General features: G+C 54.2%; 11 protein-coding genes. 7 read left to right on the forward strand and 4 right to left on the reverse strand.

Annotated features, from left to right (window positions below):
• Positions 1 to 167: 167 nt before the first annotated feature.
• The 3 genes from CRO87_RS12950 to CRO87_RS12960 all read right to left on the reverse strand — a co-directional run bounded on the left by CRO87_RS12950 (position 168) and on the right by CRO87_RS12960 (position 2947).
• Positions 168 to 734, reverse strand: a complete 567-nt coding sequence (locus CRO87_RS12950) for a LuxR C-terminal-related transcriptional regulator (protein WP_097163359.1) — start codon at positions 732 to 734, stop codon at positions 168 to 170.
• Positions 735 to 1106: 372 nt separating this feature from the next.
• A complete protein-coding gene (locus tag CRO87_RS12955) occupies positions 1107 to 1967 on the reverse strand; it encodes a LysR family transcriptional regulator (protein WP_176504310.1) in 861 nt (286 codons plus the stop codon).
• Between the two features lie 62 nt (positions 1968 to 2029).
• The gene (locus tag CRO87_RS12960; RefSeq protein WP_097163361.1) at positions 2030 to 2947 is read right to left on the reverse strand and encodes a LysR family transcriptional regulator; all 918 of its coding nucleotides are present in this window, start codon (positions 2945 to 2947) and stop codon (positions 2030 to 2032) included.
• An 837-nt stretch (positions 2948 to 3784) separates the two neighbouring features.
• On the opposite strand from CRO87_RS12960, the gene arnB reads away from it, so the two are divergent.
• From arnB to arnF, 7 genes are read left to right on the forward strand one after another with little or no spacing between them, the layout of a single operon-like run.
• Positions 3785 to 4924: a UDP-4-amino-4-deoxy-L-arabinose aminotransferase gene (gene arnB, locus CRO87_RS12965; RefSeq protein WP_097163362.1), complete on the forward strand. Its 1140-nt coding sequence runs from the start codon at positions 3785 to 3787 to the stop codon at positions 4922 to 4924.
• Position 4925: 1 nt separating this feature from the next.
• A complete protein-coding gene (gene arnC / locus CRO87_RS12970) occupies positions 4926 to 5909 on the forward strand; it encodes an undecaprenyl-phosphate 4-deoxy-4-formamido-L-arabinose transferase (RefSeq protein WP_097163363.1) in 984 nt (327 codons plus the stop codon).
• A complete protein-coding gene (gene arnA, locus CRO87_RS12975; protein ID WP_097163364.1) occupies positions 5906 to 7888 on the forward strand; it encodes a bifunctional UDP-4-amino-4-deoxy-L-arabinose formyltransferase/UDP-glucuronic acid oxidase ArnA in 1983 nt (660 codons plus the stop codon). Before arnC ends, arnA begins: the two co-directional genes overlap by 4 nt.
• Positions 7888 to 8781 (forward strand): 4-deoxy-4-formamido-L-arabinose-phosphoundecaprenol deformylase, encoded by an 894-nt coding sequence (gene arnD / locus CRO87_RS12980; RefSeq protein WP_097163494.1) that lies wholly within the window; start codon positions 7888 to 7890, stop codon positions 8779 to 8781. Before arnA ends, arnD begins: the two co-directional genes overlap by 1 nt.
• A gap of 5 nt (positions 8782 to 8786) precedes the next feature.
• Positions 8787 to 10442, forward strand: coding sequence for a lipid IV(A) 4-amino-4-deoxy-L-arabinosyltransferase (arnT, locus tag CRO87_RS12985; protein WP_097163365.1), 1656 nt, complete (start codon positions 8787 to 8789; stop codon positions 10440 to 10442).
• Positions 10439 to 10777: a 4-amino-4-deoxy-L-arabinose-phosphoundecaprenol flippase subunit ArnE gene (arnE, locus tag CRO87_RS12990; protein ID WP_097163366.1), complete on the forward strand. Its 339-nt coding sequence runs from the start codon at positions 10439 to 10441 to the stop codon at positions 10775 to 10777. Before arnT ends, arnE begins: the two co-directional genes overlap by 4 nt.
• Positions 10777 to 11148 (forward strand): 4-amino-4-deoxy-L-arabinose-phosphoundecaprenol flippase subunit ArnF, encoded by a 372-nt coding sequence (gene arnF / locus CRO87_RS12995; RefSeq protein ID WP_097163367.1) that lies wholly within the window; start codon positions 10777 to 10779, stop codon positions 11146 to 11148. The genes arnE and arnF overlap by 1 nt, the downstream gene beginning before the upstream one ends.
• Before the next feature lie 63 nt (positions 11149 to 11211).
• On the opposite strand, the gene rpoH is transcribed toward arnF, so the two are convergent.
• Positions 11212 to 12066, reverse strand: a complete 855-nt coding sequence (gene rpoH / locus CRO87_RS13000) for an RNA polymerase sigma factor RpoH (RefSeq protein ID WP_097163368.1) — start codon at positions 12064 to 12066, stop codon at positions 11212 to 11214.
• Positions 12067 to 12251 lie beyond the last annotated feature (185 nt).

A 12251-nucleotide genomic window follows, 5' to 3' on the forward strand; every position in this document is an offset into this window, starting at 1 on the left:
GTTTTTTAGCCGCGGTGAGCAATCTGATAAAGGCATTATCTGGCCTCAGTATCGAAGCGGTCACACTTTTTCGCTAACTTTGTTTGGCTGGGCGAAGATAATTTACAAACAGAAACATTAACCCCAGGGAGAATAGTCTCCCTGTGAAGTTAATGTATAGGGAAATGTTATCGGTTATGGTTGGCAATCAGTCCGTGTAGTTTATCCCCGCTGCTGCGAGAAATAGCCGCTTTAATGCGTAACATTGCCAGCGCATTCTTCGATTTCATCCGCAGCTTATGCTGAATATTAACGCGGTGACCGCTGGCGGTTTTTTGCGAAATATCCAGCGCACGGGCAATTTTAACGTTTTGCAGATGGAACACGTCCAGGATATCCAGCTCGCGCTGGGTCAGGACATTCTGACGAGGTTTTGGGAAAACGCGCGCAATTTTTTGCAGATAGTGCGGAGAGCATTCCAGAGAGGAAAAGACCACGTCACCAATCTTAAAGCAGTGATCTTTAATAATATCCTGCATCAAAACCATATACTGAAGGCTCAGTTGATTGACTTGCTTAATGAAGTAATCCCTCAGGAAAAGGTTCTCAATGCCCAACACCAGATAGCGATCCGGATGGCAGGATTGCAGATAAGCATCAATGCTGCGCTTGCTGGTAATCTGGTGGGAATCGAATACCTGCGATTCAATGCCTGAGCAGAGGTAATAGTTATCACTAACGAAACTGATATGCATAAATTTGAAATTCCTGACCGGGAATTTAAAAAAAATTAAATGGCACGTGAAGGGTGTTTAAATTTAAATTTCGGTCGGTTGTTTATTGATGTCCCAGTATGAATGTTGTGCTGGTGAAGTAAACCCATATAATGTTAAATGTCTTTTTTTAAATATTAGTGAGAGCAGTCAATGTGCTGTTTATCCAGTTTTTATGGCGCTGAGGCGTTGTTGAATGTGGCGGTTGCTGAGGAACGTTCACCACTTTACGGAAAGCGTCAATCCATTCCCGGAATGAAAACGCCTCAAGGGTATGCCTGAGACGATATCAGTCAATGAAATATTCAGATAATGAAAGGTGAATTTATCAATATATGAAAAATAGACGAGGGCTTATTCAGCATGCTGAAGTATTTTATGCAAAGCCAATGCGTTAATATTCTCCTCCATCGCCCGATGATAATGCAGATAACAGTCAAAGGTCATCTCGAGCTCAGGTGGCGGCGACCAGAACTGAACCGCGAAGCGTTTTTGCAGAGCAGGCTGAAATACGGTGGGCATCAGCATCACGTAATCCGTGGCGGAACACAGCCAGGCAAGCGTCAGCAGATTAGGACTGGTCCACGCGATGTCCCTTTCGGCTAATAGCTGAGTATCCAGTTTCTCCACGATACCATTGATGCTGCCTAAATCCCGCTGCCAGCGCAGGTGGGAGTGGCTGCGCCAGTCATCAAGGGTAAATTGTGCCCCAATATGCGGATGATCGGCACGGCCCATGATGCAGGTTGCGGAGTGCAGATAGCGTGAAGTTACGATGGAGCGGTCTTCCGGCAGCCTGCCGCCAATATCAATATCCACTTCACGATGCTTAAGCTTACGCAGCCTCTCATCATCGCTGGTGGACATAGTCATAAAGTGCATCAGCGAGCCATTGGTCACGCTGGCCTGCCCGGCCATGTGTTCCGCCAGCACCATCTCGATTAACGAATAGGTCGTGATAACAAACTCACGCTTGCGGGACTGCAGCGAGGCCAGGTCTGCATAGCGCTTTTGCAGATCCAGCGCCTCCTGAGTCGGACGCAGCCCCTGTCGGGTACGGGTAAACAGCGTCAGCCCGTTTTGCTTTTTGAGCTGGTTTAAAGAGTAACTTATCGCCGACGGGGAGAGGGCTAATTGCCTGGCGGCCGCCAAGGCGCTGCCACACTCAATCAGCGCATTGATGATTTTTAGTTGTTTAATGGTTATTTCGGTCATTACGAATATCTCTAATAATGCGGATAAAGCTGCTTCAGCATTACCCGTCATTCGGGAATGAGTTACAGAGCGGATGGCGATGCAATGGCGGCAGATTTGAGATGAAGAATAATGTCGTTTGTCACCTTCAACGCGTTCGCATTTTCAAGCAGGCTGTTGCTGAAGTGGCAATAACAGTCGTAATGCATCTCGATCTCTTCAGGCATCAGCACCCGGCGTACGGCGAAGTTTTTCGTCAGCAGCGGCGTGAAATAATCCGGGATCATCATCATGCAATCGCTGGCGGCGCAGAAGGTGACCATATTGACAATGCTGCCGGAGATCATCTTCACCTTGCGCTCTTGCAGAAACTGCTGCGCCCGCTGCGACTTCAGCGCGTCATTGCAGTAATAATCAATCAACACTGACCACACCGCGTGATGGCCGGTTCGCCATTCATCAAGTGTCAGGCGTTCGCCATAGCGCTTATTCTCTCCTGAAACCAGCAGAGAGACGGGAGTCGTGAAAAGCTTAACATTGTTTATCAGGGGCTCTGCGGGTAGCTTGGCACCAATATCAATATCCACCTCGCCACTTTTAAGTTTGCTTAAACGTTCTGTCGTGCTGGAAAGATAGGGAGAGAAATGATAACTCAGCGCTTCGGACCGGGCAGGATTACTGACCAGCATCATTTCCACCGGGGAATAGGTCATAAAGGAGAGGACATTTTTTTCGCTCTCCTCGCCTGCAAAAAGAGTGTCCTGACTTGTACCAGTGAATTTTTGATAGCGGAGACACAGCTCCCGCGCAGTGGTATCAGGCTTCATTCCGGATCGGGTGCGAATAAAAAGATGCGCGCCGGTCAGGGTTCTTGCTTTATTAAGGGCGTAGCTGATTGTCCCTGGGCTGAGATTAAGCGCTTGCGCCGTTTTGGTGACGCTGCCACAAATGAACAAAGTGTTTATTATTTTTAAAAGCTTTAGATCAATTTCTGTTTGCATAGAGTCGGCTTTCTCCACCAGCGAAACTTTACCAGCGAAGCTTTTCGCAGCGAATGGTATTGATAGGGCCCAGAGGGGGCAGGATATTGTTCGGAATATTCTCGATGAAAAGAATAGTATCGGAATGAGGTGTAAATACAATCAAAATAGCCACGGACGGGTAGTGGTTAATGCCTGATTATTATCTTCCGCCTCTAATGTGTTGTGTTATTTGATGTTTTTTTGTTTTAATGATTTTAAATAGTGATGATGCAAATTTGAAATTTCAAAAGAGTGGCGATTATATTCTCATTGTTTTAAAAATCTACGATTCTTGGGTTTAAATATAAATTTAGACGAATTCAATATTTCATGGGACGGTTTTGTTCCCCTGAAAAGTAAACCGATTATCAGGTGGCGCTGGGCTAAAAAAAAGAGTGCCGCCGGTCATTTTTGACTGCGGGATGGCGCATGACAACAATGTCGAGCTTCAACCAGCAAGTTAGGCATTTCAGCGACAAGAGGTGCGTCTGCATTTTACTAAAGATGTGCTTTTTACTCAGTCGTTGATGCTGCATTTAACTTATCAACAAATACAGCACGGATCAGATTTTACAGGAGGGGGTTAGAGATACTTACGGAGTGCTGCAGCTAACGTTATGATATGTAAAGATTAACTTAAAAGTGCATCTCTTGCAATTTCCTTAATCTATTCCTAATCTTCCTCCTGTAATTTAAAAAACGTTGAACTGGCGTTTATCAATCCGCTGCGTTTGACCCTTCTATTATTACTTCGTTTAACTCTGTTGGCGCAGGATGAATTTGGTGTAACCCCAACGTTCAGGGTAAGGATAATCAATGAGTGAATTTTTACCTTTCTCACGCCCGTCAATGGGTGATGAGGAGTTTGACGCGCTGAAAGCCGTGCTGCAGTCCGGGTGGATCACCACCGGGCCAAAGAATGCACAGCTTGAAGAAGCGTTTTGTGCCCTGACCGGTAACCGTCATGCCATTGCCGTCAGCTCCGCAACGGGCGGGATGCACGTCACGCTGATGGCTCTGGACATCGGGCCGGGCGACGAGGTGATTACCCCTTCCCAGACCTGGGTGTCCACGCTCAACATGATCGAACTGCTGGGGGCGACTCCGGTGATGATCGACGTCGATCGCGACACGCTGATGGTGACGCCCGATGCCGTTGCCGCCGCTATCACGCCGCGTACCAAAGCCATCATTCCCGTTCACTACGCGGGCGCGCCGTTCGATGTCGATGGCATTTATGCCGTTGCACAACAGCACGGTATTCCGGTAGTTGAAGACGCTGCCCACGCGGCAGGCACGCACTATAAAGGCCACCACGTTGGCGGCAAAGGCACGGCAATTTTCTCCTTCCACGCGATCAAAAACATGACCTGCGCAGAAGGCGGCCTGATTGTCACCGACAACGACCAGCTGGCTAACCGCATTCGCAGCCTGAAGTTTCACGGCCTCGGCGTCGATGCCTATGACCGTCAAACGCATGGCCGCGCGCCGCAGGCTGAAGTGATTTCGCCGGGCTTTAAATACAACCTTGCCGATATCAACGCCGCGCTGGCGCTGGTCCAGCTTGGTAAACTGCCGCAGGCGAACCTGAAACGCGCGGAGATTGCGCAGCGCTACCTCACTGAGCTTGCCGACACGCCTTTCCAGCCGCTGGCGATCCCTTCCTGGCCGCATCAGCACGCCTGGCACCTGTTTATTATTCGCGTCGACGAAGCCCGCTGCGGCATCAGCCGCGATGGCCTGATGGAGCAGCTGAAGGCGCAGGGCATCGGCACTGGCCTGCATTTCCGCGCCGCGCACACGCAAAAATACTACCGCGAACGCTACCCGCACGTTTCCCTACCGGACACGGAGTGGAACAGCGCCCGCATCTGTTCTCTGCCTCTTTTCCCGGATATGACTCATGACGACACAACCCGCGTCATTTCTGCGCTCCGTCAGCTCGCAGGACATTGATATGTTTGAAGCCCCGAAAGTGAAAAAAGTCTCGGTGGTGATCCCCGTTTATAACGAACAGGAGAGCCTGCCAGAGCTGATTCGCCGCACCGACGCGGCCTGCGCCACGCTTAACCGTGACTATGAAATTCTGCTGGTGGACGACGGCAGCAGCGATGACTCCGCCCGCATGCTGGTTCTGGCTGCTGAAGCGCCGGGTAGCCACATCGTGGCGGTGCTGCTGAACCGCAACTACGGTCAACACTCGGCGATTATGGCCGGGTTCAGCCACGTCACCGGCGACCTGATCATTACGCTGGATGCCGACCTGCAAAACCCGCCGGAAGAGATCCCGCGGCTGGTTGAGAAAGCCGATGAAGGCTACGACGTGGTCGGCACCGTGCGCCAGAATCGTCAGGACAGCATCTTCCGTAAGTCTGCGTCGAAGATGATCAATCGCCTGATCCAGCGCACCACCGGCAAAGCGATGGGCGATTACGGCTGCATGCTGCGCGCCTATCGTCGCCACATTGTTGACGCGATGCTGAACTGCCACGAGCGCAGCACCTTTATTCCGATCCTCGCCAACACCTTTGCGCGCCGCGCGGTGGAAATCCCCGTGCTGCACGCCGAGCGCGAGTTCGGCGATTCCAAATACAGCTTTATGCGCCTCATCAACCTGATGTACGACCTGGTGACCTGCCTGACCACCACGCCGCTGCGCCTGCTGAGCGTAGTGGGCAGCGTGGTGGCGCTGGCGGGCTTCGCCTTTGCCATTCTGCTGGTGATTTTGCGCCTGGCGTTTGGCGCCGAGTGGGCGGGCGATGGCCTGTTCCTGCTGTTTGCGGTGCTGTTTATGTTTATCGGCGCACAGTTCGTCGGTATGGGGCTTCTTGGGGAGTACATCGGGCGTATCTATAACGACGTCCGCGCCCGTCCCCGCTACTTTATTCAACGTGTTGTCCGTCAGGAAGGCCTGGCGACTGAAGAGGAAAATCGTTCATGAAAGCTGTCGTCTTTGCCTATCACGATATGGGTTGCACAGGTATTCAGGCCTTACTGGACGCCGGATATGAGATTTCGGCCATCTTTACCCATCCGGATACCGCCGGTGAAAATCACTTCTTTGGATCGGTGGCGCGCCTCGCCGCTGAGCAGGGGATTACCGTGTACGCGCCGGAGGATGTGAATCACCCGCTGTGGGTCGATCGCATTCGCGAGATGAACCCGGACATGATTTTCTCCTTCTACTATCGCAACCTGCTGAGCGACGCGATTGTGAGCCTCGCGCGTCACGGTGCCTTCAACCTGCACGGTTCTCTGCTGCCGAAATACCGTGGCCGTGCGCCGCTGAACTGGGTGCTGGCGAACGGTGAAAAAGAAACCGGCGTTACGCTGCATCGCATGATCAATCGCGCCGATGCTGGCAACATTGTGGCGCAGGCAACTGTCGCCATTGACGAAAACGACGTTGCGCTGACGCTGCACCGTAAACTCTGTACTTCTGCACAATCTTTGCTGCGCGATGCGCTGCCACTGATCGCCACAGGCAAAACCACGGAAACCGTGCAGGACGAAAGCCAGGCGAGCGTTGTAGGCCGTCGAACGCCGGAAGACGGTCGTCTTATCTGGGAGCAGCCTGCTGAAACCCTGCACAACCTGGTACGCGCGGTGTCCGATCCTTGGCCAGGCGCATTTAGCTTTGTCGGCACCAATAAATTTATCGTCTGGAAATCCCGCGTGCGTCACGACGTGGCGGCGGCGAAGCCGGGCACGGTGATTTCTGCCTCTCCACTTATCGTTGCCTGCGGGAGCGGCGCGCTTGAAATCGTCACCGGCCAGAGCGACAAAGGCGTTTACATGCAGGGCACTCAGCTTGCACAGGCGCTGGGTCTGGTTACCGGCGCGCTGCTGTCGAGCTATCCTTTCGTGGCGGTGAAGCGTCGGACCCGCGTGCTTATCCTTGGCGTGAACGGCTTTATCGGCAACCATCTGACGGAGCGTCTGCTGAAAGACGACAACTACGAAATCTACGGCCTGGATATCGGCTCTGACGCCATCAGCCGCTTCCTCGATAATCCGCGCTTCCACTTTGTTGAAGGTGACATCAGCATTCACTCCGAGTGGATCGAATACCACATCAAGAAGTGCGACGTGGTTCTGCCGCTGGTGGCAATTGCTACCCCAATTGAATACACCCGCAACCCGCTGCGCGTGTTCGAACTCGACTTCGAAGAGAACCTGAAGATCATCCGCGACTGCGTGAAGTACAACAAACGCATCATCTTCCCGTCGACTTCCGAAGTGTACGGCATGTGCACCGACAAAAACTTCGACGAAGACAATTCGAACCTGGTCGTCGGGCCAATCAACAAACAGCGCTGGATTTACTCCGTCTCCAAGCAGCTGCTGGACCGCGTTATCTGGGCTTACGGCGATAAAGAAGGGCTGAAATTTACCCTGTTCCGTCCGTTCAACTGGATGGGACCGCGTCTGGACAGCCTCAATTCTGCGCGTATCGGCAGCTCACGTGCGATTACGCAGCTGATCCTGAACCTGGTGGAAGGCTCGCCAATCAAGCTGATTGAAGGCGGCAAACAGAAGCGCTGCTTCACCGACATCAGCGACGGTATCGAGGCGCTGTTCCGCATCATTGAGAACAAAGAAGGCCGCTGCGACGGGCAGATCGTCAACATCGGCAACCCGGACAACGAAGCGAGCATCAAAGAGCTGGCCGAAATGCTGCTTGACTGCTTCGAGCGTCATCCGCTGCGTAACCAGTTCCCTCCGTTTGCGGGCTTCCGCGACGTGGAGAGCAGCGACTATTATGGCAAAGGTTACCAGGACGTTGAGCACCGCAAGCCGAGCATTCGCAACGCAAAACGCTGCCTCGACTGGCAGCCGACGGTGGAAATGCAGCAGACCGTCGAAGAGACGCTGGACTTCTTCCTGCGCACGGTTGAGTTAACGGAAACCCAAAAATGATGAGAAAAGTTGGCTTACGCGTGGATGTGGACACCTTTCGCGGCACCCGCGAAGGCGTACCGCGCCTGCTGGAGACTCTCCAGAAGCACGATATTCAGGCCAGCTTCTTTTTCAGCGTCGGACCGGACAACATGGGGCGTCATCTGTGGCGCCTGCTGAAGCCGAAATTTCTGTGGAAGATGCTGCGCTCGCGCGCGGCATCGCTTTATGGCTGGGATATTCTGCTGGCGGGCACTGCCTGGCCGGGAAAAATCATCGGCGAAGCCAATGCAGAGATTATCCGCGCCACCGCGCAGGCGCATGAGGTCGGGCTGCATGCCTGGGATCATCACCGCTGGCAGATGTGGAGCGGCGTATGGGATCAGCCGCGGCTTGAGGCAGAAATCGCCCAGGGTTTGCAGGCGCTGGAAACCATCATCGGCTCGACCGTTACCTGTTCCGCCGTGGCCGGCTGGCGGGCGGATGAGCGGGTTGTCCGGGCGAAAGAAGGCTTTGAGTTTCTCTACAACAGCGACTGTCGCGGCACACGCCCGTTCCTGCCGGTGCTGGGTGAAGGCATTACCGGCACGGTACAAATTCCGGTTACTCTGCCAACCTGGGACGAAGCGGTGGGCAGCAGCGTCAGCACCGAAGGGTTTAACGACTGGCTGATTGAGCGTATCCATAAAGATAAGGGCGTGCCTGTCTATACCATTCACGCCGAAGTGGAAGGGATCGTGGGCGCGGAGCAGTTTGACAAGCTGTTACGGCAGGCGGCAGAAGAGGGCATCACCTTTTGCCCGCTGAGCCAGCTTCTGCCGGATGACTTCAGCACGCTACCTAAAGGGAGCGTGGTGCGCGGTGAGCTGACGGGCCGCGAAGGCTGGTTAGGACAAGAACACTTATTGGGTTAAAACTAATGAAATCCCTACGTTTAAGCGCTTCTTTGCTGTTTCTGTTTGTTCTCTATTACATCGTTCCTCTGAATTTCCGCCTGCTGTGGCAGCCCGATGAAACCCGCTACGCGGAGATCAGCCGCGAAATGCTGGCCACCGGCGACTGGATTGTGCCGCATTTTCTTGGCCTGCGTTACTTTGAAAAACCCATTGCCGGATACTGGTTTAACAGCATCGGGCAGTGGCTCTTTGGTCATACCAATTTTTCTGTGCGCTTTGGTGTGGTCTTTTCCACCGCCTGTACCGCGCTGCTGGTGGGCTGGCTGGCGTGGAAGCTGTGGCAGGATAAGCGCACCGCTATTCTTTCGGTGGTCATTTTCCTCACCGCTTTCCTGGTCTACGGCATTGGCACTTACGCGGTGCTCGACCCGATGATTGCCCTGTGGCTGATGCTGGCCATGTGCAGCTTCTGGGGGGCGTCTCAGGCGAAGACCCGCGGCGGCAAACTCGGCGGTTACGTGCTGCTCGGTGTTGCCTGCGGTATGGGTGTGATGACCAAAGGCTTTCTTGCGCTGGCGGTGCCGGTGATTGGCGTGCTGCCCTGGGTTATTGTCCAGAAACGCTGGAAAGAAGTGCTGCTTTGGGGTTGGGTTGCCATCGTCGTATGCGTACTGACGGTGCTGCCGTGGGGCCTGGCGATTGCCAATCGTGAACCGGATTTCTGGCGTTACTTCTTCTGGGTGGAGCACGTCCAGCGCTTTGCGCAGAGCGATGCACAGCACAAGGCGCCATTCTGGTACTACATTCCGTTCCTGATCGCAGGCAGCCTGCCGTGGCTGGCGCTGCTGCCGGGTGCGCTGAAAAAAGGCTGGCAGGAGCGTGATGCGCAGCGTAGCACTTTCTATTTGCTGAGCTGGGTGGTAATGCCGTTCCTGTTCTTCAGTATTGCGAAAGGAAAGCTGCCGACCTACATCCTGCCATGCTTTGCGCCGCTGGCGATCCTGATGGCGCGCTATGCGGTAGAAGCGGCTGAAAAGGGCGCGAAGGCGCTGCGAGTGAATGGGTTTATCAACATTGGCTTCGGTCTGATCGGGCTGGTGGCAGTGCTGGTGGTTTCGCCGTGGGGCCCGATGCACAAGCCTGTCTGGAACAGCATTGAGCTCTACAAGTGCCTGCTGGCGGCGGTGGCGTTTGCCGCCTGGGCGCTGGTGGGATGGCTGTCGATTCGCGACGGCGTGAAGCGCTGGGCGCTGGCCGCCTGCTGCCCACTCGGTATCGCTCTTCTGGTCGGGTTTGCTATTCCGGATAAGGTCATCGACAGCAAGCAGCCGCAGTTCATCACCGATATCGTCAGCGAACAGCTGACGCCAAGTCGCTACGTGCTCACCAACGGCGTGGGCGTGGCTGCCGGGCTTGCGTGGGAGCTGAAGCGCAGCGACATTATCATGTTCCGTCAGCAGGGCGAGCTGAAGTACGGACTGGCCTATCCTGATGCTCAGGGGCGCTTTATCGACAGTGATGCGTTTGACGGCTGGCTGGCCGCGCACCGTGCCGAAGGCCCGATTTCGCTGGTGCTACAGTTAAACAAAGGACAAACGCTGGAGGACCTTGGCTTGCCGAAACCCGATAACGTTTATGCAATGAGTCGGATGGTCTTCGTGCAGTACCTGCCGAAATGATCACCGCGCTCTCGCTGCTGCTGGCCAGCCTGCTGAGCTGTGCCGGGCAGCTGTGCCAAAAGCAGGCCACCCGCCCGGCGAAAAACGGGCGGCGAGGGCAGCATATTGGCTTATGGCTGGGGCTGGCTTTGCTCACGCTTGGCGGCGGGATGGCGCTCTGGTTGGTGGTGCTGCAACGCCTGCCCGTCAGCATCGCCTACCCGATGCTGAGCCTGAATTTTGTCTGGGTGACGCTGGCGGCCAAATTTATCTGGAAAGAGCCGGTATCGCGCCGCCACTGGCTGGGCGTGAGCCTGATTATTATCGGTATTATCGTGCTCGGAGGGAGCCACTGATGGGCGTTGTTCTGGCGTTACTCAGCGTGATACTGGTGAGCGTGGCGCAGCTGCTGTTGCGTTCCGCGATGATGGCGCTGCCGCCGGTCGGAGACGTTGCCGCACTGTTCTGGCATCTCATTCAGCTTCAGGCGGGCACAGGTTCGCTGTTTCTGGGGCTGTGCGGCTATGTCGCTTCCATGGCGTGCTGGTTTTTTGCCCTAAAGCGCCTTCCACTGGCAAAAGCGTATGCGCTGCTGAGCCTGAGCTATATCACCGTCTGGGGCATGGCGCTGGCATTTCAGAACGAGGCATTTTCCTGGCAAGGGCTCGCGGGCGTGCTGCTGGTGATGGCCGGCGTGATGACCATTTTTGCCCCGGTGCGGCGATAGCAGAATTCAGAAACTAAAAAGGCAGCCAGTGGCTGCCTTTTTCATGTTTGCGTCAGGAGAAGCTTAGGCTTCGATCGCCATACGCAGTTTTTTCATCGCGTTCTTTTCAAGCTGACGGACACGCTCGGCAGATACGCCATAGCGGTCGGCCAGTTCCTGCAGGGTGGACTTGTTGTCTTCGTCCAGCCAGCGGGCTCGGATGATGTCCTGGCTACGCTCGTCCAGGCCTTCCATCGCATGCGTCAGCTTGTTGGCCGCCTGATCTTCCCAGTTATCGTCTTCAATGCTTTCAGCAAAGTTAGAAGACTTATCCTGCAGATAGAGCACAGGGGCAACGGTATTGCTTTCCGAATCGTCGTCGGAAGACATATCGAACGCCATGTCCTGGGCGGACATTCGCGATTCCATCTCACGCACGTCTTTGCTGGAAACGCCCAGCTCGCGCGCTACCATCTCAACTTCGTCCTGATTGAACCAGCCCAGACGCTGCTTGGTTTTACGCAGGTTAAAGAACAGCTTACGCTGTGCTTTAGTGGTCGCGACTTTCACAATACGCCAGTTACGCAGAACGTATTCGTGAATTTCGGCTTTGATCCAGTGTACGGCGAAGGAGACCAGACGCACGCCCACTTCCGGGTTGAAGCGACGCACGGCTTTCATCAGGCCGATATTACCTTCCTGAATCAAATCCGCCTGCGGCAGGCCGTAGCCCGAGTAGTTACGAGCAACGTGAACAACAAAGCGCAGGTGAGACAGGATCAGCGTTTTCGCTGCTTCCAGATCGCCCTGGTAATGCAGCTTCTCCGCCAGTGCCCGCTCTTCATCAGCCGACAACATCGGCCATGCGTTTGCCGCCCGGATGTAAGAATCCAGATTGCCAACAGGGGCTAAAGCTAAAGTTTGCATGTCTTTGGTCATTCAAATCCTCTCAATTCTTTCTCTTCTGCTGCTTCGTCCCTCTAAGAGGCAACAAGCATGCCAGAAATTTTGAGCAACGAGATTAGCACTCACTCTTTTATCAGACAGTGATGTTATCCACAAGTTCCATGCAACGCTGTGAATAGATTACGCACAAAATGTGACACCACGATGATATGACTTGA

Source organism: Enterobacter sp. CC120223-11 (genome assembly GCF_900215375.1).
Classification (GTDB): Bacteria; Pseudomonadota; Gammaproteobacteria; order Enterobacterales; family Enterobacteriaceae; genus Scandinavium.